19 protein-coding genes and 1 pseudogene are annotated in these 23,408 nt (G+C 62.4%); 9 read left to right on the top strand and 11 right to left on the bottom strand.

Features of this window, described 5'->3' with window-relative positions; translation table 11 throughout:
* The first annotated feature begins 434 nt into the window (after positions 1 to 434).
* Positions 435 to 2,786: a hypothetical protein gene (locus IEX43_RS19285; protein ID WP_188813726.1), complete on the top strand. Its 2,352-nt coding sequence runs from the start codon at positions 435 to 437 to the stop codon at positions 2,784 to 2,786.
* Positions 2,787 to 3,095: 309 nt separating this feature from the next.
* Here IEX43_RS19285 and IEX43_RS19280 read toward each other — a convergent pair.
* Positions 3,096 to 3,618, bottom strand: a pseudogene (locus IEX43_RS19280) (recombinase family protein).
* A gap of 196 nt (positions 3,619 to 3,814) precedes the next feature.
* Between IEX43_RS19280 and IEX43_RS19275 the strand changes: the two are divergent.
* From IEX43_RS19275 to IEX43_RS19250, 6 genes are all read left to right on the top strand, one after another.
* Positions 3,815 to 4,117 (top strand): DUF4193 domain-containing protein, encoded by a 303-nt coding sequence (locus IEX43_RS19275; protein WP_188813724.1) that lies wholly within the window; start codon positions 3,815 to 3,817, stop codon positions 4,115 to 4,117.
* Between the two features lie 200 nt (positions 4,118 to 4,317).
* A complete protein-coding gene (locus IEX43_RS20580; RefSeq protein WP_188813723.1) occupies positions 4,318 to 4,479 on the top strand; it encodes a pentapeptide repeat-containing protein in 162 nt (53 codons plus the stop codon).
* A gap of 51 nt (positions 4,480 to 4,530) precedes the next feature.
* Entirely contained in the window at positions 4,531 to 4,953 is a 423-nt protein-coding gene (locus tag IEX43_RS19265; protein ID WP_188813721.1) for a hypothetical protein, read from the top strand.
* 259 nt (positions 4,954 to 5,212) lie between these two features.
* Entirely contained in the window at positions 5,213 to 6,013 is an 801-nt protein-coding gene (locus tag IEX43_RS19260) for a TnsA-like heteromeric transposase endonuclease subunit (RefSeq protein ID WP_229666550.1), read from the top strand.
* Positions 6,010 to 8,022 carry a Mu transposase C-terminal domain-containing protein gene (locus IEX43_RS19255; RefSeq protein ID WP_188813719.1) on the top strand — a complete coding sequence of 671 codons (2,013 nt, stop codon included), beginning with the start codon at positions 6,010 to 6,012 and terminating at the stop codon, positions 8,020 to 8,022. The genes IEX43_RS19260 and IEX43_RS19255 overlap by 4 nt, the downstream gene beginning before the upstream one ends.
* A gap of 3 nt (positions 8,023 to 8,025) precedes the next feature.
* The gene (locus IEX43_RS19250; protein ID WP_188813717.1) at positions 8,026 to 9,069 is read left to right on the top strand and encodes a TniB family NTP-binding protein; all 1,044 of its coding nucleotides are present in this window, start codon (positions 8,026 to 8,028) and stop codon (positions 9,067 to 9,069) included.
* A 961-nt stretch (positions 9,070 to 10,030) separates the two neighbouring features.
* Here IEX43_RS19250 and IEX43_RS19245 read toward each other — a convergent pair.
* The 6 genes from IEX43_RS19245 to IEX43_RS19220 all read right to left on the bottom strand — a co-directional run bounded on the left by IEX43_RS19245 (position 10,031) and on the right by IEX43_RS19220 (position 17,916).
* A complete protein-coding gene (locus IEX43_RS19245) occupies positions 10,031 to 10,558 on the bottom strand; it encodes a 4'-phosphopantetheinyl transferase family protein (RefSeq protein WP_188813715.1) in 528 nt (175 codons plus the stop codon).
* A 227-nt stretch (positions 10,559 to 10,785) separates the two neighbouring features.
* Positions 10,786 to 14,583, bottom strand: coding sequence for a non-ribosomal peptide synthetase family protein (locus tag IEX43_RS19240; RefSeq protein ID WP_188813713.1), 3,798 nt, complete (start codon positions 14,581 to 14,583; stop codon positions 10,786 to 10,788).
* Positions 14,584 to 14,649: 66 nt separating this feature from the next.
* On the bottom strand, positions 14,650 to 15,567 hold the full coding sequence (locus IEX43_RS19235) for an EamA family transporter (RefSeq protein WP_229666549.1): 918 nt from the start codon (positions 15,565 to 15,567) through the stop codon (positions 14,650 to 14,652).
* On the bottom strand, positions 15,564 to 16,250 hold the full coding sequence (gene upp / locus IEX43_RS19230; protein ID WP_188813711.1) for a uracil phosphoribosyltransferase: 687 nt from the start codon (positions 16,248 to 16,250) through the stop codon (positions 15,564 to 15,566). Before upp ends, IEX43_RS19235 begins: the two co-directional genes overlap by 4 nt.
* On the bottom strand, positions 16,250 to 16,957 hold the full coding sequence (locus tag IEX43_RS19225) for an HAD family hydrolase (protein ID WP_188813709.1): 708 nt from the start codon (positions 16,955 to 16,957) through the stop codon (positions 16,250 to 16,252). Before IEX43_RS19225 ends, upp begins: the two co-directional genes overlap by 1 nt.
* Entirely contained in the window at positions 16,954 to 17,916 is a 963-nt protein-coding gene (locus IEX43_RS19220) for a pseudouridine-5'-phosphate glycosidase (RefSeq protein WP_194734989.1), read from the bottom strand. Before IEX43_RS19220 ends, IEX43_RS19225 begins: the two co-directional genes overlap by 4 nt.
* Before the next feature lie 125 nt (positions 17,917 to 18,041).
* Between IEX43_RS19220 and IEX43_RS19215 the strand changes: the two genes are divergently transcribed.
* A complete protein-coding gene (locus IEX43_RS19215; RefSeq protein ID WP_188813707.1) occupies positions 18,042 to 18,593 on the top strand; it encodes a MarR family winged helix-turn-helix transcriptional regulator in 552 nt (183 codons plus the stop codon).
* 582 nt (positions 18,594 to 19,175) lie between these two features.
* Positions 19,176 to 19,742, top strand: coding sequence for a recombinase family protein (locus IEX43_RS19210; RefSeq protein ID WP_188813705.1), 567 nt, complete (start codon positions 19,176 to 19,178; stop codon positions 19,740 to 19,742).
* 72 nt (positions 19,743 to 19,814) lie between these two features.
* Here IEX43_RS19210 and IEX43_RS19205 read toward each other — a convergent pair whose 3' ends face one another.
* From IEX43_RS19205 to IEX43_RS19190, 4 genes are all read right to left on the bottom strand, one after another.
* Positions 19,815 to 20,030 (bottom strand): hypothetical protein, encoded by a 216-nt coding sequence (locus tag IEX43_RS19205; protein WP_188813703.1) that lies wholly within the window; start codon positions 20,028 to 20,030, stop codon positions 19,815 to 19,817.
* A gap of 111 nt (positions 20,031 to 20,141) precedes the next feature.
* Positions 20,142 to 21,143, bottom strand: a complete 1,002-nt coding sequence (locus IEX43_RS19200; protein WP_188813701.1) for a 3-hydroxyacyl-CoA dehydrogenase family protein — start codon at positions 21,141 to 21,143, stop codon at positions 20,142 to 20,144.
* A 2-nt stretch (positions 21,144 to 21,145) separates the two neighbouring features.
* A complete protein-coding gene (locus tag IEX43_RS19195; protein WP_188813699.1) occupies positions 21,146 to 21,634 on the bottom strand; it encodes a ribose-5-phosphate isomerase in 489 nt (162 codons plus the stop codon).
* Positions 21,631 to 23,400: a dihydroxyacetone kinase family protein gene (locus tag IEX43_RS19190; RefSeq protein WP_188813697.1), complete on the bottom strand. Its 1,770-nt coding sequence runs from the start codon at positions 23,398 to 23,400 to the stop codon at positions 21,631 to 21,633. The genes IEX43_RS19195 and IEX43_RS19190 overlap by 4 nt, the downstream gene beginning before the upstream one ends.
* Positions 23,401 to 23,408: the final 8 nt, after the last annotated feature.

Here is a 23,408-nt window from a genome sequence, read left to right as displayed (position 1 = left end):
CAAGACAGAAGTTCGCGACACACCTTAAGCATTCCAGCCAGCCATCCCTCGATTTAGGAGACACGCCCTAGCGCCATGCGACCGGACCTTCGTCATTTCTGGGTGGTTTTTCAGTAGGCCACTGCACCGCCGGCAGTAGTAGACAAGGCGCCATTCCAGCGGCGAAAAGCCCCTTCTCCGCCTTTGACTTACATATCGTCGGCTTTCCGCGATAAATGACGAAATGCGGGACTTCGGTGGTGGCAGACTTCCGAGCTTGATGACCGCTCTCATCGTGTCCTGGCAGAACTTCATCGGATACCGTCCACAAATTTTCCGCACTTGACTGGGAAAAACCTGACAATTGGGTCAGCTGCTGCATTAGCGTCTAAACGAATAGGCACGGTGCCTGCCACAGCGTTTTGCTGATCATAAGTGGGAACAGGGGGTGGCGAATGGGGGACTCGTCGTATGCAATCCGTCTTGTTTCCGGCAGGGCAGTTTTGCCGCCTGGAGGGGTGGGCTGGTACTTCTGCAAGTGGAACGATACTGGCGATAAGATTCGACGGTTCATAGAGTGGTCAGTTGGCCGCCCCTTGCACCATAATGAGCGCATCCTCCTGGAACTCGCTCTGATCCATCGGCCCGACAATAGCTACAACCCGAACGCCATCGCCATAGCAGCGCCAGCTCAGTTTGGTGGGGACAGGGACAGTAGATTTTTCGGGTACTTCTATGACAGTCAGCTGAATGAGATAGGCATGAGGCGGCTTGCCGATCTCTCGAAGGCCTTGGGCGGTGTGGAGATGAGCTGCACTGGGATTGCTACCCGAGACGGGCTGGAACTTGACCTCCCCGAACCGGCGGAGTTGGCAAGAGCAATTGACGAGTTCATGGGGTACGACGACACGAGAATTCATAAAAAGAAATCGCTCGAGACGGACCGGGCCCTGGCGGCCGTGCAGGTCTTCACATACGAGCCGATAGCTGTAGAAGGACTACGCCTGACGACTCGCTTCGGCAGGGCGGGTCGCCGAATCGAGGTTGAGGATAGGCTGACCCGCCGACTAGTGGGCCATATCGACCAAGGCTATTTGCTCCTCGAAGATGAACGTGACAGAGACGCTGTTTTGAGGCTGCTTTCCACTTCAGGCCTTCGGCTAGCCCGACCAAAGGGTAGGACGGCGATCCCGCTGGAAGCGGCGTGGCCTGTCACCAGGGTTCCGAACCTTCAGATAGACATTCAGACCGAGGTATACCTGTTCCCACCGGTGGCACCCATGGGCCGATACAACCCCAAGACGCGGAAGTTGTGGGTCGAAGACAGCCGGTTGGTCGGGCCATCGCTTTGCTTCGCGGCGCGCCTAGGTCTTCAAGTAGTCGAAGTTGGGCTGCCCAAAAGGCCTTGGAGACTTGACGATGAGGTTGCCTTCGACGAACTAAGGGATTACGGCCGGCGGAAGAAACTTCAGAGCAAGCAAGAAGAGGTTGCCGCATCGCTGATGCGCACCCTTTGGGATGCGGTTGAGGCAACTGGCTTGGAACGGCTGATAACGAAGGACACGATTGAGGCAAAGTGCTTCCGGATTAGGCAGGGTGCCCTAAACGAGAAAAAGGATCACTTCCGACCTAATGAGTCATTTGTACAGCAACGGCAATACTTGTTCGGAGAACTCACTTTGGCCGACAACTCAGGGTCGTGCAGGCTATGCGGTCAGAATGCTTGGATGTTCACGACGACCGTCTGCACGGCGCCGGTGACCTATTGCCACCAATGCTTAGAGTTCGCTAGCGAGGGCGTCTTCGAGAACCGGCCCAGAGCAGCTGAGGCGCTCAAAATGCTCGCAGAACTCGAATTCAGCAACGAGCCGATGCTGGAAGGACAGTTGGCGGCTCTGCACATTGATTCACGGGTTCCCGTGCCACCTGAGACTATAGATAAGCTCTTGCTGCTAAGGTTCACGATCAAGCGCGGCAAGTTCCCATGGACACTACTCTTAGAAAAAGCCGGCTTGACGCAGAACGGCTTGCGCTTGAGTAGAGGCACCCTCGTTCGCGCGCGAGATGGTCATAAGTGTCTCTCACTAGGCGAAAAGGCCGTTTGCGATTTCCTGCATCAGTTTGGCATCCAGCACGACCGCGAGCCACTCTACCCGGTGGACCCAGATCTTAACCCTCGGGGGAGACGAAGGGCGGATTGGATTCTGGCTGATGGCACCTTCGTGGAGCTCTGGGGGTTGCCAAGTGATCCAGCGTACGCTGCGCGAATGCGAGAAAAGCGTGAGCTTGCTGAACGACAGGGGCTAACACTAATTGAGCTAACGGAACGCGACCTTCTCACACTGCCCCGGGTATTCGCACCTTGGCTCCCGGCTTTAACGTCGGAAATCACGTCTTGGGCGTGGTCGCCAATCGTCAAACCGCTCCTACCAGCGGCACCAACGAAAAATAGTGGAAACGTCGGGGGTCGGAATGCGGCCAATGCCGCTGCGCGGCAGGACCGGTTAGAACGCTGTCGCCGTGCTCTGGAACTACAGTCCTCAGGCTTGACCAGGAAGAAAATCGGAGAAGCAGTTGGCGTCGCTGCAGACAGCATCAAGGCCTTGCTGCGTGACGCCAAATTCTTTGCCGATCCGACCTCAGATGAGGAACGTCTCCAACGCGCTAGTGCAGCTGCACTGGCTCAGAGTCAGGGAATGACAAAAGAACTATTCCAAGTCCAGAGCGGCCTTACCGGCCCCAAAGTCAACGAGTCGTGGAAGGACGCGGACGTAATTACCGCCTCGGCAGAAGAGGACACTATTTAGAGGTGACGCACTATGCCGCTGCGGCACTTGGCGGGACATTCCGAATGGGTGGCCGAAACAACCGGTTCCGGTGCGGCTTTCAACCCTTGGAAGTGAACAGTCCGGTGCCGCGCGGGCGGTAGTGATGATTTTTCCGGCCGGCCGAAGGGCGTGAAAAGTAGCGAAACTCCGTCCAAATAGCGGTTGGCCGAAGTTCCGGAGTCAACACTCCAGGGTAAACCTTGAGATTGGCTGGGAGCGATGCGGTTTCCGGCAACGCCCTGACGGACGGCAGCCAGAAATGGTTTTGGCCCGGGGAGTGGAAGGGGTTCATTCCAGTCTGGCGTGGCGGAGATACTGGTAGACCGTTTCCCTGCTGATTCCGTAATCACGGGCGAGGACGACTTTCGGGATGCCGCTGCCGGCGCGCTGGACCAGCTCGGCCGCCCGTTCCGGGGTCAGGGTCTTCTTCCGTCCCTTGTACACGCCGCGTTGCTGGGCCAGGGCGATGCCTTCGCGCTGCCGCTCCCTGATCAGGGACCGCTCGAATTCAGCGAAGGCACCCATGACCGAAAGCATGAGGTTGGCCATGGGGGAGTCCTCACCTGTGAAGACGAGCTGCTCTTTGATGAACTCCACCCGCACGCCTCGCCGGGTGAGGCCCTGGACGAGGGCGAACAACCGTGTCGCCGTCGCGGACGAACCGGAGCAGTTCGGTCAGCTGCGGCCGTGCGGTGTCCCTGCCGGAGGCCTTGTCCGTGAAGACCCGGTCCAGGACCTGGCCCTCGAGCTGGCGCAGCTCATTCTGATCAAGGGTGCTGACCCGCACGTAGCCAATGCGCTGACCGTTCACGGCGGCCTCCAATCCTCGGTGTGTGAGAACGAGTGTCGGCTCACACAGTGGACAGGTCAAGTCCTGCTGGGCTGCGGAAGAATAGCCCTGACCCGAAGGGCGGCTACTGTATCGCTGGGCGGGAATAACTTAACGGTGGTGTAGGTCGCTCTCTGGTCAGGAACAATAGCGAGATTGAAGAGTTCAGGTCCGCCATGTGGCAGCCGACTATGACGAAGTCCCTTCGGACGTCAAGGAATCCCAGGAGCGTTCCTTGGAGGTTTTGCAGTCTGCGAACGCCCCTGATGCCCGCAGCGTCGTCGCCGAGCTGGACGAGGCCGATGCCCTCGACGAAGGACTGACCCCCGGCGGGGAAATCGTCTCCGAGGAACTCATCGTCCAGGTCGTCCCGCAGGGTGCGGATGAGTTCACCTGCTCATCCTGCTTCCTGGTCCGGCACCGGCCCCAGCTGGCTCGCAAAGGCAATGGCCAGTCCTACTGCATCGAGTGCGAAGGCTGACAGCCGTCCTGTGGCCGGCCGGACCCGGCCGGCTGCAACCCTGCAAGGATGCCAAAAATGATGCATCTGATGCAATACGCAGCCTTCCACTTTACATAAGGTGCGTTATCGGCGTTTGAAAATAGCCGGGGGAGTGCCTGTAACACGACTGTTTGCTGCCAACATTTCGTGGCGCTTTTCCCAGACCTTTAAGGTCAGAAGTGAAGGTCACCGCTGAATGGGCGAATTTCTCGGGTGCTGACTTCTCTAGCGCCGACCTTTCGGGCAGTAGCCTAGAAAACTCATCATTTTCCGGCGTCTGCTACAACGAGGACACTCGTTGGCCTCAAGGTTTCACCCCGCCTCCGAGTCCTTCCTGCTAGGACAACAGTGTCGACATGAACAGGAGGGGTCTCAAAGCGTATGTTTTCTACATGGGCAAAGACGAGAGCGATCCGGGTTGTACAGCCGTGCCGGCCGACGCGAAGAACAGTCATTTGGACCTCGGCAAGGTGGATCCGGGCGCACTCCTAATCGCCGTCCTGGTGGTCGCGGTTACCCCATGGACTGAGGACGGTTCGTGGGAACCAATAAACACCATCACTGCCTGTGTTGTACTCTTCGTTCTTCTTGCGTTCGCTTGGCCAGCGCAGCGAGTGCGCTGGCGTATCCTGGTCGCAGTCGGCTCGGTCTTCGCACTTGTTTCCGGCGCTGCTTTGGCGTGGCCACTGCAAGACATCTTGAAATTAGAGCCAGACGTTGCGAGCTATTCGTCGCTCGTCCTTGGTCTGTTAATCACCGCTGGTGTCTTTACTTCGGCTGTCCGAAGCGGGAAGATCCGCCCGACACCGGGGTAACATCTCTATCGACCCCGCCTGAACCGGAACGAGGGTTCTAACATGCGTCGTGGCTACGGCACCAGTTGAACATCCGCAACGCTAGCCCTTCTGCAGAGCCCCTTCTGCCCTAGCTTGACGGAATCTTCCCTATCGGCCCTAAAAGTGGGACGAATAGAAGTAGATGATAGAACTGTCCGTTGTCAGTTGAGTTGGCAGTTTTGTCAGAAGACACGGCAGCTTACGGGTTGACGGTGATTGTGTCAGTTAATGTGGCAGCGTGACTTTGCTTGGTGCTTTGAGGTCTTTGCCGGTGAATCTTACGGATTCGGCTCGCATTCTGGCGCGTTTCCGCGATGGTCTGCGGGATGAACTGGTGTCCGCAGAGCTGTCGGGTTTGCCGTTTGAGTCGGCTTTGCCTGTGCGGTCGTTCTTTGCGTGGCCGGGCAAACGGAATTATGAGGGCTCGTGGTGGTCCAGCACGGTGGGCGCGCATGTGGGGTGCGAGAGTCTGCTGGAGCGGGATTTCCTGATGCTGGCGGATCACGACACCGATGTGATCGGCATCGTGTCTCAGCCATTTGCCGTGCTCTGGCCTCATGGCACCGAGGCTGCCCGCGGCCATGTGCCTGACTTCTTTGTCAGGCTTAGAGACGGCGGCGGGCGTGTTGTGGATGTACGGCATCCGGATCGTCTCAGTTCCGCGGAGCGCCAGTTCGAGATGACCGCCAGGATGTGTCAGGCCGTCGGGTGGGACTATGAGGTCTTCAGCGGGATGGCGGAGCCCCGCGCGGCGAACCTCCGGTGGCTCTCTGGATACCGTCAGGACCGTTTTGCTCCCAGCGCCGCGAGCCTCCTGGCCATTCGGGAAGCGTTTAGGGCTGGGGCGTCGATGGCCACGGGCGTGCGTTGCGCCGCCCGACAATTGAAGACAGACCCTTCTGTGGTTCAGGCGAACGTGCTGCACCTGGCTTACAGGGGTCTGCTCGACGTGGACCTGGGCCGTCCGTTGTCGTTGGAATCCCCGATCGCATCGAGCCAGGGGTATCTGGCTTATGTGCTGGTCGAGGAGGCATCGTGAGGTCGGTCAGGCTGTTCGATTTCCTCCAGTTCGACAGTGCGTCGTGGCAGGTTGTCGCCCAGGACGGTACGGAGCTTGCGTTGAAAAACCTGGCAACAAACCGCATCCGGCGTGTGCCGGTCGCAGAGCTCCTGGCGGATGATTCGTATCTTCCCGACTCCCCGGGAGGGTTTCCGTCGCTGGAGGGTGCAGCTGTGTTGGAGACTCTCGATACGGATGCACGGGATCGGGCTCAGTGGTTGCACCGGCATGTGCACGAGGTGGTCTACGGTATTCCGCCGGAGGCAGCGGCGGGAACCGTGCCGACACCTGATTACGATCTCAGAAACCGCCTCCAGGACAGGATCGCCGCGAAGCTGGCAGAACTCGCGGCCACCGGCACTCCGATGGGAGAGCGCACGTTGTTCCGGCATATCGCCGCCTACCGCAAGGACGGTGTTGCCGGGCTGGTTGATGGCCGTCTGATTCGTCCGGCCAGTATGTCGGGCCGCACTGACCCGAGGGTCGTAGCGTTGCTGGAAGCGGAGGTATCCGGTCAGAGGAACCTCTCCACCGGCACCCGGTCGAGGGCCGTCAACAGGGTGCGCGTGCTCGCTGCCCAGCAGGGCCTTACGGTGCCTTCGGAAACCACTATGTACCGCATTCTCAGAAGGATCGAACGTTCCCGCCACCCATTCGGCGACGCGACAACACGCAGGACGCAGGCCAACCGGCCCGACAGATCGTGGGGACGGCAGGCTCCGTCCCGCCCCGGAGAACTCGTCGAGATCGACTCCACCCCGCTGGATGTCATGGTCCTGTGCCCGGACGGCACGACGAGCCGGGCGGATCTGACCGTGGCCTTGGACGTGGCGACCCGAACGCCGTTGGCGGCGATCCTGCGGCCCGTGGCGACCAAGGGGGTCGACGCCGCAATCCTGCTGGCCAGGGCTATGACGCCTTTGCCAATGCAGCCGGGCTGGGATGCCTCCCTGTCCTACTCCCGCTCCGTTCTGCCGCAAGGAATGCTTCCAGGGAACGAGGACGTTCACGCGTCCATAGCGGCCAAGCCGATCATCGTGCCCGAGTCCATCACCGTGGACCGAGGCAAAGTCTTTATCGGGTCGACGTTTACCGCCGCGTGCGAACGCCTCCAGATCAGCCTCACAAAGGCCGCCCCGCGCACTCCGACCGACAAACCCCACATCGAGCGGTTCTTTGCCGGGGTGAACTCAGGTTTCACCCAATATCTAGCCGGTTACACGGGCCCGAACGTCGTCCGACGGGGCAAGGACCCTGCAGCCGAGGCCGCGTTCACCCTCGCAGAGGTGCAGAACCTTTTGGACTGGTGGCTCGCTGCCGTTTGGCAGAACCGCCCCCACACTGGCCTGCGCCATCCAGCGATGCCAAAGAAGGACCTCACGCCAAACGAGGCGTTCGCGTCTTTAGCCGGCGTAGCCCCGCAGATCCCGGTTACCCTCACCCGGGAGGACTACATCGCACTCCTTCCGCTGGAGTGGCGAACCATCCAGCCTTATGGGATCAATTTTGAAGGCCTCACCTACGATGCCGACTCTCTGCATGAATACCGGGGCGTCCCGTCCGGGCTTCCTTTACCCGCCAATGGGCGCTGGGAAATTCGCTACGACCCGTATCGGCTCCGTTCGATCTACGTCAGGGACCACAGGAAAGGGCGCTGGATTGAAGCGGAGTGGACTCTGGCCCGTCAGCTCGTCGGCCCGTTCTCCTTGGACGTGCTCACCGCGGCTAAGAAGGCCATCGGCCGTCGCGGCCAAGTGCCGGGCAACGAACTCCTGGCCAATGTCAACAGAATCATGACCGCCCCAGCAAGTCGCACGGAAAGGCAGGCCGCAGGACGTGCTGCCGCCACCGTCCCTGCAGTGCCCGAACAGCAGATGGAAGCCCCCACGCCGACCGGCGGAGATGGCCAGGACCCGGTCACGCCGATCGAAGCGGCCAGCATCCGGCCACGAAGAAAAGCACGACGCATCGACCTGTTGGAGGACTGAACAGTGGCAGCCCCGGACTCACTCGACGCTTGGCGCCAGTACGTTGCCTGCTCTCCCATTGAGCCCGAAAGACTGACCACCCAAGAGCTCGCGGCCCTTTCCCATGAGGCAAAGGCCGAATACGACCTGGCACGTTTTGCCTGGCTCGCTGCCGACACTGTTCTTGAAACCACGGACACGCAGGCTTTGTCCCGGCAGGCCCGGATACTCCTCGCTCGAAACGCTGCCAGTACCGCCACGGCCCGGCGAGGTCTAGCGATCTCGGGAGCTGCAGGCATGGGGAAGTCCACGACGGCTCTGCTGCTGGGCAAACGACACGAGAAGTCGGAGCGTCGGCGCCTCGGATACGTCGAGGACACAGCATTCGCCCCGGTGGTCTACTCCATGGTTCCTCCCGCCACGACCCCGAAAATGCTCATGCAGTCTTTCGCGCTCTGGCTCGGACTCCCCCTGCGCCGTCAGGCAACCACCCCAGAAATTACCGAGCAGGTGGTGACCGTGATGCGGACCTTGGGCACGTCGCTGGTGATCGTCGACGAGGTGCACAACCTCAGGACAAACAGGCAATCCGGAGCAGAGGCGGCCAGCACGCTTAAACAGTTCGCGGACCGGCTCGATGCAACCTTCGTCTATGCGGGAATCGACCTGCCCGCAACAGAGCTGTTCGCCGGCGAAATGGGCCGTCAAGTCAAAGCCCGGATGATCCTCCACAAAATGAGCCCTTACGGAATCGGCTCAGCACTGGCCCGTGAGGCCTGGACAGCGCTGGTGCTCGGCATCGAAGACCTCCTCCCCCTTGCCGCCCACACGCCCGAGTCCCTCGCCGCGGACGCCAGTTACCTATGGGACCGCACGGGCGGGAGCATCGGCGCGTTGCGGGCACTCCTGGTCGACGCGGCACTCGGGGCAATTCTCGACGGCGAAGAAAAGATCGACCGTCGACGCCTCGACGCAACGGCAACCGACTACGCCGCCGAGGAGCACCACAGGACCAGAACCACGAACCAAACACGGCCTGCCAGGCAGGCGCTCAGAGCGGCTACGTGAGCATCCGCCAACTCCCCGTTCAAACACGGCTATCCAGCGGCGAAACCCTCGACAGCTACGCCGCCCGACACGCTCGACGCAACGGGACGGCCATGGCCCATATCGACCAAGCGCTCAGGGAATCCGGAATCATGCCGGCCTCACTCGTGCGGTCTCACCCCGACCGGATCAAGGTCTGGCGGCAGTTAGGCGGACTCCATCCGAGGGCCTTCACCCAACCCACGGTAGTCGCCGGGGAACCCGTGTTGCTCCGACCACTATGTCTCCGATGCTCCCGCGGGGAACAAGTGATGGCCCACCTTCCCCGAACCGGATGGGTCTGCGCACGGCACCGCCAGTGGATCGGCCCCGACCAATTCAACGTTCGGTTGCTGCCGGAGCTGATCACTGCAGAACGACACTTCCGACGAGTCCTCGTTCCGCGCGGAGTACATGTAAACACGCCACCTATGAGGGTTGCCAGAGACTGCGCCGCAGCCGGCATCACGCTGCAGACCCTAGAAGAGCGTGCAGAACGCATCGGCAGGGACGACCGTGAGATGCTCCTCTACCCCGAGACACTGCGGATCGCCCGTCTGATCACACAACCAAGATTTCTCTCCCTGATAAAACACCCCGAAATCCCATCCGATCGCCGCCGCGGCCTGGTCGCCCAGGAAATCGCTTCAATACTCGCCCCCACAAGCCTTCACCGCCGTTCCCGAGCAGCAGCCCGGGTCGAACACGCGCTATGCAATCACGCCAGCTACGGGACTGAATGGCTATAGAACCGAACAGCCGGAAACGATACAACCCCACGCGAACGGAAATGCCAGATCGAGTGACAGTAAAACGCAGCGGATACAGTCAGAGGAACTGGCATTTTCCTACGTGAACACTGCCAGATTCACTGACAACGGACAAGAACCCGTTGCACGTTGCTTTTGGGTGTTCATGCAGTTCAAACGAATGCAGTGAGAGCTTAAAGCCGAGTGACGTTACCTGCCAGTGGCTTGAGGCGGATCAGGGCTGTGCCGTCGTGTTCGCGGACTTGCACCAAGCCAGAGGTGAGAGCCGCGAGACTAGAGAGCGCTCCGGGCCGATCCTGCAGGTCAACCAGACGGATCGGTGGCTGACTTTGAAGGCTGGGCGGCAAGGCGCAGACGACAGGCGTTCCGTATGGGGTGCTGACTTGGGTCCGGCTGAGCTCCGGGGATAGCCCTTTGCCTATGGCCTTCATCACCGCTTCCTTTCTCGTCCAGAGGCGGGTGAATAACCAGGGCCGGTCGGAGGACTCGATGTCCAGGAGCTCCCGTTGCTCATCTGGCGTGAGAACCATAGGCGTCACCGGCAATGGATCCCAATCCTCGTTGACGACTTCAATGTCCAAACCGATAGCGGTCCCCTTGGTGATCGCCAGTCCGACCCAGGGCCCGGAGTGCGACAGCGAGACCTCCCAGTCGGTTCCCGGAAGCAGCGGCTTCCCCCGTGTTCCTGCGGAGAGCTCCACCCGGACATGTTCAGGAGCGCAGCCTAGGAGATGTCCCACTGTTCGGCGCAGCAGCGATCGCCCCATAAGGAAGCTGACGGCGGTATCCGTGCACTTGATTGAGTTCAGCCGCAGCCGTTCCTGTTGGTTAAGAATTCCCTCCAATCCTGTGTCGGCATCTCGACGATGGGCCCAGTAAACGTGTATGAGCAAGTCCCTGCCGCCGTCGGAACGATGCAGACTCCGGATCACGCCGGCTGTTCCTGTAGATTCATAATGAAGCTGACCGTGAGGGCAACCGCTGGTTCACGCAGGATTTGATAGTGGTTGGCTTCCAGCTCGACAACCGCCCCCCGATCCTCCAGGGGGCAACGGTACGGGGATGCGAAGGACGGCCCGTCACCGGTTGCAATTAAGAGCTGTGTCTGTGGCAGCAACCGTTCGATGTTGCTGGCGGGTATGGAGCGGAATTTGTACGTGGCAGTTACTACATCGATGATCCGGGACGCCAGGGCCTCGTCGAGGGTCGGGACTCGCGCGGCAAGAAGCTCAATGAACTGCTGTCGGTTGCGAACTTTCGCCAGTAGCAAATCGCTGGCCAGACCCTCCAAACTCCCGGTAAACACTGACATGAGAACCATGCGGAAGTACGAGTCGGCGAAGGTGGGCGATTCTTCCCGAGGTATATCGGGCACCCCCTCGATCTCCGGTGATCCGGGAGCGATCAGGATTAGACGGTCGGTGGCGAGTCCATGCCTTTCCAGCCAAAGGGCTACCTCAGTCGCCATCCGGGCTCCGAAGGAGTAGCCCATCAGGGTGACACCTTCATCTTGGACCGCGGCCAAAATCGTTTCCCCGTCGGCTGCGACCGTCTCTTCCAGGGTTATGTAGGGGTGCTCCCCGAGGTTGAGTCCGTGGGCCTGAATACCGTAAACCGGGCGTCCTTGGGAGATGCCGGCGGCAAGTGCCCGCAGACTCATGGGATACCCTCCCAGCCCCGGCCAGAGGAAGATCGGTGCCCCGGAGCCCGCAGCGAGTAGTACCAGACGTGACGCGCCCACGGGAGAACGCTGGCCGATCCGCCCGGCGAGTTCCCGCGCGGTGGGAGCCTCGAAGATTGACTGGACCGGAAGGCTGGATCCGAAGTGTTCGTTGAGTGCGTTGATGAGCTTCACGGCGGTGAGCGAGTTGCCTCCAATGTCGAAGAAGTCATCCGACACTGAGAGTACCTCCTGGCCGAGCACCCGCGACCACACCTTCAAGCAGGTGGCTTCCAGTGGGGAGGCAGCGGGAACGATTGCTCGCCGGTGCCCCTGATCGTTCTCGAGGTGCTGGATAAGCCGCGTCCGGTCTACCTTGCCGCTGCTCGACATGGGAAGCCTGTCGATCACCTCCACACGTGAAGGAACCATGTAGTGGGGAAGGGTCCTTCGCAAATCATCCTTGACGATTTCTTCGGGGCCGCGGAGGTGCACGGAGTCCTCCTTCATGCCGGTGGACCTGACCTGTTCCGCCGATACGGTGCCGCCCACAGCGAAGTAAGAGAGTCTGCTTTGGTCCTGGCCCCAGGTCCGGGCGATTTCGTCGTAGCGGACCGCCGAGGGCAGGTCGGACCCTGAAAGAGAGGCGTACCCGGAGGACATCAGCCCGATGCCCAGGTCGTTCATCTCCAGCTTTTGCAGGGCGCGGCCCAGCTGAAGGAAGCCATTCCAGCCCTGCCCACGCGGGCAGGAGAGGGTCACGCCGAAGGAGGATCGATCGTAAGTGCCTTGGTTTATGGCGATCACCTGGCGGCGCTCTATTACGTGGTCGCTGAGCCGGTGCAGGGTCCGGTCTTTTATTCGGTGGGTGCCCTGTCGGGCTCCGGTGACTTTGCCGTGAACCTGAAGAGTCAGATCCACTGGGTGTTTTCCAACGTCAGCGGCGGGGCCCTCCATCAGGTCGAAGACCGCGCTGCCCACCCATTCCTCCGCTAGACCCAGCTCCGGCACGTCGACACGGTTACGGGCGTGCAGGTAGAGTCCGTGCGCAGCCACCGCCCGGTCGAGTACCCCAGCCATGTGGCCTGCCTCCATGTAAAGGACTTCCACCACATTCGTCGAGTACACGGACTCAATCACTCGCGGCAAACCAACCAGATGCAGCCGGATACCCGGGCCGCTCAGACCAGCGCTCTGCTGGCCGATGCGGATCAGCTCGTGCTCGATCGGATGATAGTAGTAGAGCCCTGCGTCCAGGCCGGGGATGCCCGTGGTCTCAAGGTAGATTTGGGTGGCATTGAGCGCCCCAGGCGAGGCGTAGGCGTACTTGGGCAGAAGCCTCTCGCTGCTCTGGAACGGACCCATCCAGCGCAGGATATCCGCGATCTCAGTGACGGTCACCGCACCACATCGAGGCTGCACAGTCCACGGCTGATTGAGCGACTCTCCCAACGCGGCCAGGTCCTCGGCGCTGATTGGGCCGCCCTCGTAGAATCGATAGGTCTTCCGGGCGAAGGCTGCCCGGAATTGCCCGGGCGAACCTTCTCGCCCGGGCAAAACGACGATGTCCCGGGGATCGCCACTGACGCTGCGCACCCCGAGTCCGGCCAGCTGCGCCTTAACCTGTACGTGGCTAGCCTTAGAGCGGTGGTGCTCCCCGGCCGCCCCCTGGTCCATGAGCGCCGCCTCTGTTGGGTCCAGCTCCAGAAAAGCACCCAGACGCGTCGTTCCGTCATCGGCGCTGCGCCAGGGCACCACAGCAGCTTGGCGGACCCAATGGTGGTCCTCGATAGCCAGGCGTACCTCGTCGGTCTCGACGCGGTGGCCGTTGACCTTCACCTGGTCGTCGCTGCGGCCGTGAAACTCCAAGTCGCCGGACTCCCCGATTCCCGCGAGGTCCCCACTGCGGTAGACGCGCACCTGTTGACTGTCGATGGCAACTTCGACGAACCGCTCGGCGGTGAGTTCTGGCCGGTGCAGGTAACCGGCGGCAAGCTGGGAGCCGCTGATGCACAGCTCGCCGATCTGCCCGTCGGGGACCGGAAGAAGATTTGCATCGAGGATATGCACCCGGCACCCCGGCACCGCCGAGCCGATGCTTACTGCCGGAGCGTCGGGGATCTCCTCTGCGGTAAGGCGGAGCCATGTGGCGTTGATGGTGGTCTCGGTGGGGCCGTAGAAATTCACAAGCTGGGCCTGGGGGATGACGGCGAGCAGCTCGCTGGCCAGATGGCTCGGCAAGACCTCCCCACCGCTGAATAGTCCCTTCAACGAGCTGCACTGCGACAGTTTCCGCACCTCCAGCAGCGCGGTCCACAGGGTGGGAACGGCCTGCAGCAGGTTCACCCTGTGTTCAAGCACCAAATCGCAGATCAAGTCGGCATCGCGGTGCACGCCGTGGGGTCCAACGATGACGGTTGCTCCCGCCGCATTTGCCAGCAGCTCCCACTGGGCCGCGTCGAAGCTGATCGGTGTCTTCAGTAGAATCCGCTCCCCGGGAAGCAGGCCGGCCGACTCGGCCAGGAAGCGCATCTGGTTCACAATCGCCGGGTGTTGGATCACAACACCCTTCGGGCGCCCCGTACTGCCGGAGGTGTAGATGACGTACGCGGGTCTATCTTCAGTGCAGGTTGAAGAAGCAAGCCCCGGCGCCTCCTGGACAAGCTGCTCGATCCGTATCACTTGAACATGCTCAGGAACCAGATGCTCGACCAAGTCGTGGCTCTCCGCGTCGACTACCACGTGGCGGATCTTCGAGTCCGCGATCATGTAGGAGATACGCTCCTCCGGGTAGTCAACAGCCAGGGGAAGATAGGACGCGTCGGCACGAAGGATCGCCCAAGTGGCGATCAGCAATCGGTTCGAGGGAGCCATGAACAGCCCGATACTGTCGTGTGGATCCACGCCAGTTGCGGCAAGGGCGGCTGCGGCGCGCCCGGCCCCTTCCCACAGCTCCGCGAAAGAGAGCTGCCCATCGACATCAATCGACGCGACGGCCTGGGGCTGGACGGCGGCGTACTGGCGAAGCATTTCCGTGAGCGTTTTAGGGGCGGTGACAGAGGTCATCGAATCTCCAGAGGTAGTTGGACGCGGGAGAGAAGGGTAGGGCTGTGCGCTGGGAAGTGGATGGAGCTAGCTGTGGTTCGGTTGCGCCGTGGTTCGCTTGAGCTGGCCAAGCAGGGAGCCGAGGAGAGCGAGGGCGAAACCCACGCACTGCAGGGGCGAGAGCGACTGGCCGAGTGCGACCCAGCCCAACATTGCAGCGGTCAGCGGGCTGAGGATGCCTAGCAAGGCCAGATTGGCCGATGGTAGCGCGCGAGCTCCGCGGAACCACAGCGCGTAGGCCAGTGCACCTCCGATGACCGACAACCAGGTGTATCCGAGCACTGCCGGCCCGTCGAGCTGCCAGCTACCACTGTCGACCAGCGGGATCAAGGGGATGATGACCGTGCCTCCCACGATCAGTTGCCAGGCAGTGGACGTCAGCGGGTGCATGTCAGGGGCCATTCCCCATCGCCGGGTGAGGAGCAGGCCCATGGCCATGCTGAAGGCTCCGGCAGCTGCTGCGGCCACACCGAGGGTGTCCACTGTGCTCTCTCCGCTGAGCGTCACCAGCGAGACTCCCGCCAGTGCCACCAGCGACCACAGCACCTGCGCCACCCTCGGACGGCCCCAACCCAGGACCAAACAGATCCCGAGGATCACCAGCGGCTGGATCGACCCGACAACGGCTGCCAGCCCTCCTGGAAGCCGGTACGCTGCCAGGAACAGAAGCGGGAAGAACGCGCCGATGTTCAAGATGCCCAGAACTGCCGTCTTCCACCGCCAGCCCAACGGCGGGAGCCCTGGTGCCAGAAGCAGGAGCAGCAGGCCCGCGGGCAGGGCGCGCAACACGCTGGCAGTCATGGGCCGGTCGGGCGGGAGGAGTTCGGTGGTCACCAGGTACGTAGAACCCCAGACGATCGGCGCGAACGCGGCAGCCAGTGTCAGCGACAGCGTCCGGGGCGGCGGCGTGTCGACTGCAGGCCCGGTGTCCACCGCGGTTTTCAAGGCGTCGTTCCGTAGAAGCGGTCACCGAAATCGCCGATACCCGGGCGCATGAAGGCCTGCTCGGTCAGAGCGTCATCGATGTAGCTGGTGACGACACGCACCATGGGGTGACGCTCATACAGCTTCTCCAGCGCCGAAGGGCAGGTTAGAACGTTGACGAGCAGGATGTCAGCCTCGGCCACGCCCGCATCCTGCAGCACCTTCACTGCCATGTTGGCGGTTCCGGCGGTAGCCATCATGGGATCCAAGAGTAGGACCTGCTGGCCGGCGATTTGTGCGGGTAGCTTCTGGTAAAACATCCGCGGCAACTTGGTCACCGTGTCTCGCTGGATGAGGACCTTTCCGAACCGTGTGCCCGGGTGGATGTCTCGGAGTTCTGCCTCGAGGGCGTCCCCTGCCCGCGGAACAGAAACAGCAAACAGCTCGTGCTGGACTAGCGCCGCGCCAGTGAATGGGAACCCGGTCGGGGTGGTTACGAGGCGGTCCTCGTAGCACAGGTAGGCGAGGGATTCCTCTAACAGCAGGCGCATGATACGCCGGGTCGCGGTCACAAACTCGGCGTGGCTTGCCTCGCGATTCCGGGCGGCTGCGTGCAGCGCGAGCAGTCCGGGCGTACGACGCAGCGGGAACGCATTGGGCGGCAGCGCCCGGTTGGAGCTGCTGGGCGGTTGAAGTTTCTGCATCAGTTTTGCCTAAGCTCGTGAGGAGTGAATGAGAGGATCAGATCGACCACTGCGCCAAATTCCGAAGCGATCCCGTGGGGCTGCAGTGCCTGTAGGCCCGACGCGGTTCCGACACCGTAGGTGACTGCGATCGCACGCATTGGCACTGCCCCAGCAGTGCCAATGTCATGGGCAGTGTCCCCGACAAAAACAGCTGCACGGGAGTCAACGCCGAGGCGCTCGAGCGCCAGCAGCGCCGGATCGGGATGCGGCTTGGGCAGCACGGTGTCATCGACACCGACCACGGTGGTGAAATAGGCGGCCATCCCGGAAGCTTCGAGTATGAGCCGCGCACTGTCACTCTGCTTGCTGGTCACCACGGCCAGAGTGACTCCATGCTTGCGCAGACGGGCCAGGCCTTCGAGGACACCGGGGAAGACCAGGCTTGCTGCCGCCGGGACAACTTCAGTCCGGTACAGGCGGCGATATACCTCGACAACCTCGCCGACCAGGGCGGAGTGCGGCTCAAGCCTGGCCAGCATTGCACAGAGTACCGGCAAGGGACGGCCCACCAGCTCCTGGGCCTCAACCACGGCCGGCCGGCGCCCGGTGACCTGCTGCACGGCCGCCACAAGCTGCTCGGCGATCGCGCGGGGCGTGTCCATCAGGGTCCCATCGAGGTCGAACAACACAGCCTCGACGTTAGTTTCCAGGATCGAGGCGGTCACAGTGCGGCTCCTACCCTCATCTGGGACCATGCGCGCGCAATTTCGGACGCAACGCCGGCGGTACTTGCGAGGACAGCGGCGTTGGCTGTTGACGAGGCACCGTCAGTTGCCCTGTCCACTGCCCGCATCAGGAACTTAGTCACCGCCGCTCCAGTGACCTGCAGGCTCTGTGCCTCGGCCAAACCCTGCTGGATAGCATTTTCGACCGTCTCCCTATCCAGCGCGTGGTCGGTTGCGATCGGATGAGTAATCACCAGAGACCCCGCACCTGGCACCGACCAATGGAAGCGAGCGGCATTCGCGAGCTCCACAGCATCGTCGATGCGAATCGGGCAACGCAGCCCGCTGGAGGTGACGTAGAAGGCAGGGAAGTCATCACTGCGGTAGGCGATAACAGGAATGCACTGGGTCTCCATATACTCCAGAGTCTTCGGTAGATCCAGGATGGTCTTTGCTCCGGCACACACGAGCATCACCTTTGACCGGGTGAGCTGAACCAGGTCCGAGGATATGTCGAAGGACTGGTCGACATCGCGGTGAACGCCGCCGAGCCCGGCGGAAGCCACCGTTCGGATGCCTGCAGCATGGGCAAGCACCATGGTCGCGGCGATCGTCGTCGCACCAACTTCACCTGAGGCCAGACAGGCTCCCAGGCCACGGCTGCTGGCCTTCCTGACGCCTTCGGCTGTGCCGATCTGATCGAGCTCGTCGGAGCTGAGACCGATGACGCACTGCCCAGCAATGACTGCAGAGGTGGCGGGCACTGCCCCGTTTTGGCGCACGGCATCTTCCACGTCGCGTGCCGCGTCGAGGTTCAGGGGTCGGGGCAGGCCGTGTGAGATCACGTTCGACTCAAGCGCGACGACGGGCTGGCCGGAGTGGAGGGCTTCGGCGACCTCAGGGGACAGCCGCACCGGCAATCCAGCGAAAAGGGATGGGTTGATTTCGAGCGTCGCCATGGCGAGATTCCTATCAAGATAAACAGACTGTGCAGGCTGATGATTTCTCTTAACATTGAACTATTTCATGTTAAGATAGCAAGTGTGGGGGAGATGAACATGCGATTAATGCGATAGGAGTCTTCATGAGGGACGCGGTGGATCGATTGTTGGCTCAGTGGGGAGAACAGCGCCCAGATGTAGATGTCTCCCCCATGGGGGTGGTCGGGCGCATTAGCCGCACTTCCGCGCTCTTGGACAAGAGCATCGCTCGAGCCCTCGCTATGCATGGATTGCAGCCCGGCGAGTTCGATGTCCTTGCGACCCTCAGGCGATCGGGTGATCCGTTTCGGATGACCGTCGCGCAACTGCTTGAGGGCGCCATGGTTACATCCGGCGCGATCACGAACCGGCTGAACCGGCTTACCGACAAAGGGCTCATCGAACGAGAGATTGACCCACTGGACCGGCGCAGTGTGATTGTCACGCTGACCCCCAAAGGCAGGGTCGTTCTAGACGGCGCACTTAGTGACCACGTTGACAACGAGCGCTTCCTGCTGGCGGCCCTCAACCCCTTCGAGCAGGACCAACTAGCCCGCCTGCTCCGGCAACTGCTCATAGGACTTGGGGACGGCTGGGAGGACACTCCCCCGAAACTCCTCACCGAGGCACCCGATGCCAGCGTTCCCCCTGCTTGAACAAAGTTCAAGGGGACGGATGCCGCGCCCAGGCCCACTGCCCACCACGCGCAACCTCAATGACCCATCGCGGGGCAGCAAGCAGTATGGCCTGGTTTGCCCGGGGACCAAGAAAGAACCTTGTCAGAAAAAGGAGAAATGCGATGTACCACTCCACCAGAGCCGACCGCAGGGGCTCCACCGACGAGGTTACTCTCGAGGATCAGCGACTCGCATATTCGGTGTCTGAAGCCAGCATCTCCCCTGGCATTAAAGATGAAACGATCAGCGTCAGTGCACGAACTTTGTTCTACTGCGCCTCAGGCCGCGGGTGGATCTCATATCCGAACAGCCGCACGCGATACGCCTTGGAGCCAGGCGTTGTGTTCGTTGCCCGGGAGCGGGGAGCCCTAAAAATCGAATCCACAGAGAGCATGTTTCTTCTCCTAGTTGAACCGCGAGCTTAGGCGTTCAAGGTAAAGGACTAGCTGACGAATTCACTTGGACTACACCTCAATCTGACAATCAGAATGGGGAAGGTCTTGACTTTCTTTTGGGACGGGCCTACAAGTCAACCTGACAGAACGATAGTCGGAGGGAACCGTGGCTGGGCAGCGGATCGGGTATGTGCGCGTGAGCACCTTGGATCAGAACGAGAAGCGCCAGCTCGAGGGGCAGTTTCTCGACCGGGTTTTCACTGACAAGGCCTCCGGCAGGGACACTGCGAGGCCAGAGCTCGCCGAACTGCTTCGGTTTACACGCGACGGGGACACAGTGGTGGTCCACAGCATGGACAGGCTCGCTCGAAACCCAGACGATCTGCGGGCTCTGGTGAAAGGGCTGACATACAGAGGTGTGCGGGCGGAGTTCGTCAAAGAAGGCTTGGTATTTACGGGCGAGGACTCACATATGGCCAGCCTCATGCTTTCTGTTATGGGTGCCTTCGCTGAATTCGAACGCTCACTCATCAGGGAACGCCAGCGGGAAGGTACTGCACTTGCCAAGCAGCGCGGCGCCCACACAGGGCGCAAGAGGTCGCTCACACCGGAACGAGCAGGGGAGGTGGTCCAGCGCGCCGGCAGCGGTGTTCCGAAAGCTCTGCTTGCCCGTAAGTACGGAATAAGCAGGGAGACCGTCTACCAGTACCTGCGTCACGCAAAGCCGGAGTGAGCCGTTCCCCTGAGGCCTCGCAGCTTGACGGTTGGTTCATTTTTGAGCCGCGGACTGGCCCCGACCCTGCCGCTAATCCCTGGGAGCACTTCCCAGGATGCGAAGCAGCTCACTCGTCAACATACGCAGTTCCTCGTACCCGTGTTGATAGAACAGCGGGGTCATCTGATGCAGGGGAGTGTCATCCAGTTCACGCAGCATCCGCACGGCCTCTTCGATGACTTCCTGGTCGGTTTCGTAGACCGAACCGGGAGAGGGATGAGGCTCTTCGTAACTTTCGTCGGCCATAGAATCTCTCCCTCTTCGACGGCTGACTACCCACTCAGCTCTTACGGGTGTGGATCGACTTAAATTCTGAATCGAACCACACTAAGACCAGTTAGCAACGGTGCCCCACCCTCACCCAATAGGCGCCGGTCCCAGCTCATCAAGCAGCTTCTGCATGGCCACATACGCTTTGTTGCGGTACGCGATCAGCTCGGGGGTGCGCTCCGCGGGGACGTTGAGGAAGCCGGCGCCGGTTTTGGTGCCGAGCTTCCCGGCCTCCACCAGGTCGGACAGGATCGCAGGGGTGGCGAACCGTTCCGGGAACTCTTTCTGCAGGGACTTGTAGCAGAAGTTGTACACGTCCAGCCCGGCCATGTCCGCGATGGCAAACGGACCGAAGAACGGCAGCCGGAAGCCGAACGTGGTCCGGACCAGGGTGTCCACGTCATCCGCCGTCGCAATGCCCTGCTCCACCAGCTGCGCCGCCTCGTGGAACAGCGCGTACTGCAGGCGGTTCAGCACAAACCCCGTGACGTCCTTGACCACGGCGGTCTGCTTGCCGGCGGCGTGGACGAGTTCACGGACCGCCCCCACAGTGGAAACGGACGTGCCGGCGTGCGGGATGATCTCCACGCCGGGAATGAAGGGCGACGGGTTCGAGAAATGCACGCCCAGGAACCGTTCCGGGTTGGTAACCGGCCCGGACAGCTCGGCAATGGAAATGGTGGAGGTGTTGGAGCCGATGATGGCGTCCGGCCGGGCCGCTGCACTGATGCGGGCCAGCGTCTGGTGCTTGATGGCCAGGACCTCGGGCACCGCCTCCTCAATGAAGTCCGCATCAGCCACGGCCTCCTCGATGTCCTTCGCGGCCCACAAGTTCTGCTTCAGGATCTCGGTGGAACCGGCAGGAAATAGCCCATCGGCCACGAACTGGTCGGATTCAACCAGGAGCCTGTCGAAGTTTCCCTGGGCCACCTCGGCGGACACGTCGGAAAGAGCCACGCGCGCACCGCCCAGCGCCAGGACCTGCGCGATCCCGCCGCCCATGTAGCCGGAGCCCACGATGGCGATCTTCCGGGCGCCGGGAGTGCCAGAGCTGGAACCGATGGTGGGGTGGGATGAATTCTCGGTCATGATCAGACTGCTTTCGTGGGTTCGGGTTCATAGGAACAGATGGCGTCCACCTTCGCGGCGGAGGCCGAAGTCTCGTCAAACCGGTAGCCGAGCCATTCGCCCACCAGTTTCTTGGCCAGTTCCAGGCCGATGACGCGCTGGCCCATGGTGAGGACCTGCGCGTTGTTGCTCAGCACCGAGCGCTCCACCGAGTACCCGTCGTGCGCGGTGACCGCCCGGATTCCCGGTACTTTGTTGGCGGCGATCGCCACGCCCAAGCCCGTGCCGCAGATCAGCAGGGCGCGGTCCGCCTCGCCATGGGCCACCTTGCGGGCGGCGTCGACGGCGACATGAGGGTAAGCGGTGGTGTCACCGGCCCCTACGCCCACGTCCACAACGGACGCAACGCGGCTGTCCGCTTCCAGCAGCGCCTTCAGCGCTTCCTTGTATTCGACGCCGGCCTCGTCATTGCCGATGACGATGCGCCATCCCGCCGCAGCGCCGGCGCTCATGCCTGGGCCCCTTGTCCGGCAGCCACAGCGGCCGCCCTGGGAGAGGACAGGGGTGGCGAAGACTCGAAGTAATCAGAGACCCGGGTGGCGATCAGCGCAAAGGACACCGCTCCCGGATCCGGGTGGCCCAGGCTCTTTTCGGCCAGCGGCCGCGCCCTCCCCTTCAGCGGGCGCAGGGATGCGGTGGCGTCGGCCGCCTGCCGGGCGGCGGTCACCGCGGAGGCCAACGCCCCGGTCACTGGCGTGCCGCCGTCGAACGCCGCAACGAAGGCGTTCCGGAAGGGAAGCAGTGCATCCACCATGGTCTTGTCGCCCACATCAGCCTTGCCCAGGGTGGTGACGGCGTCCGCGAAGGCGGTCACTGCGGCCGCCGCGTCCCCGCCGCTGTACGAGTCCTTGTTGCCGAGGGCCCGCCCGGCCGCCGCCAGGGCGGATCCCCAGAGCGCCCCCGACGTGCCGCCGGCGCGCTCACTCCACGCTTCGCCTGCCGCGGTAAGGACGCGGCGGACCGAAAGTCCCGCGCCAACAGCTTCACCGGCCGCCGCCACCGCAGCGTCCACGCCCCGGCGCATGCCGACGCCATGGTCGCCGTCGCCGGCAATGGCATCCAGCCTGCCCAGTTCGCGTTCATGGTCGACGACGGCGTCCCTCGCCTGGGCGAGCACGGCGGCTGCCAGCCTGCCCAGCCCGGCTGCTACCGCCGTCGTATCTTCCCCCTCGGCGGCCAGGGCACCCTCCGGTGCGGCCACTTCCCGGCGTGCCCGCGGCGCCATACTGCCCTTGCGGTACCCGGGGGAGTCGGCCGGGGCTGTCCAGTAGCGCTCCAGTTCGTCGTCCAGCCACAGCAGCGTGAGGGACAGGCCGGACATGTCCAGGCTGGTGACCAGCTCGCCACATTCCGGCTCCACGATGGTCAGGCCGGCGGCGGTGAGGAGCTTGTCGATCTTGCCGAACAGCAGGAACAGTTCCTCGTACTTCACCCGGCCCAGTCCGTTAAGGATGGCCACCACACGGTTCCCGGCATCATCGGGCTTGTCCCGGAGCAGGCCGGAAACCAGCAGTTCGGCCAGTTCGGACGCCGTGGGCATGGGGTGGTCCGAGATTCCGGGTTCGCCATGGATGCCCAGCCCGAGCGACATCCCGCCGGCCGGCACGTGGAACAGCGGTTCGGCAGCGCCCGGCAGGGTGCAGCCGTCGAACGCCACGCCGAGGGACCGCGTGCGGTGGTTGGCCAGCACGGCAAGCCGTTCGACGCCGTCCAGGTCCAGTCCCGCTTCGGCTGCGGCGCCGGCGATCTTGAAGACCGTCAGGTCCCCGGCGATTCCGCGGCGTTTCTCGATCTGGTCCAGCGGGGCGCTGGCGATGTCATCCGTGACCAAAACGGTGCGGGTCTCGATGCCTTCGGCGTTGAGGCGCTGCTGCGCCTCGCCGAAGTGGATCACGTCCCCGGCGTAATTGCCGTAGCTGAACAGCACTCCGCCGCCGGCGTTGGCCGCCTTGGCCACCCGGTACGCCTGCCCGGCGGACGGCGACGTGAAGATGTTGCCGCACACGGCGCCTGCGGCGAGGCCGGGACCCACCAGGCCGGCGAAGGCCGGGTAATGGCCGGAGCCGCCGCCCACCACCACGGCCACCTGGCCGGCGGGCACCTCGGTGGAGCGGACAACGCCGCCGTCCACCCTGGCCACGTAGCCGCGGTTGGCTGCCACCAGGCCGTCCAGTGCCTCCTCCGCAAAGTCTGCGGGGTTGTCAAAGATCTGGGTCATGGTTTCCT

It is taken from the genome of Pseudarthrobacter polychromogenes (genome assembly GCF_014644495.1).
GTDB lineage: Bacteria > Actinomycetota > Actinomycetes > Actinomycetales > Micrococcaceae > Arthrobacter > Arthrobacter polychromogenes.
Note: the sequence above shows the minus strand (reverse complement) of the source record. Positions and strands in the feature narration are given on the sequence as shown.

What these genes read in the sequence shown, in the direction of transcription:
- IEX43_RS19205 (WP_188813703.1), bottom strand. Translation starts at nt 20,030, where the DNA reads ATGGCCGACGAAAGTTACGAAGAGCCTCATCCCTCTCCCGGTTCGGTC.
- IEX43_RS19285 (WP_188813726.1), top strand. Translation starts at nt 435, where the DNA reads ATGGGGGACTCGTCGTATGCAATCCGTCTTGTTTCCGGCAGGGCAGTT.
- IEX43_RS19200 (WP_188813701.1), bottom strand. Translation starts at nt 21,143, where the DNA reads ATGACCGAGAATTCATCCCACCCCACCATCGGTTCCAGCTCTGGCACT.
- IEX43_RS19190 (WP_188813697.1), bottom strand. Translation starts at nt 23,400, where the DNA reads ATGACCCAGATCTTTGACAACCCCGCAGACTTTGCGGAGGAGGCACTG.
- upp (WP_188813711.1), bottom strand. Translation starts at nt 16,250, where the DNA reads ATGCAGAAACTTCAACCGCCCAGCAGCTCCAACCGGGCGCTGCCGCCC.
- IEX43_RS19240 (WP_188813713.1), bottom strand. Translation starts at nt 14,583, where the DNA reads ATGACCTCTGTCACCGCCCCTAAAACGCTCACGGAAATGCTTCGCCAG.
- IEX43_RS19220 (WP_194734989.1), bottom strand. Translation starts at nt 17,916, where the DNA reads ATGGCGACGCTCGAAATCAACCCATCCCTTTTCGCTGGATTGCCGGTG.
- IEX43_RS19265 (WP_188813721.1), top strand. Translation starts at nt 4,531, where the DNA reads ATGGGCAAAGACGAGAGCGATCCGGGTTGTACAGCCGTGCCGGCCGAC.
- IEX43_RS19195 (WP_188813699.1), bottom strand. Translation starts at nt 21,634, where the DNA reads ATGAGCGCCGGCGCTGCGGCGGGATGGCGCATCGTCATCGGCAATGAC.
- IEX43_RS19215 (WP_188813707.1), top strand. Translation starts at nt 18,042, where the DNA reads ATGAGGGACGCGGTGGATCGATTGTTGGCTCAGTGGGGAGAACAGCGC.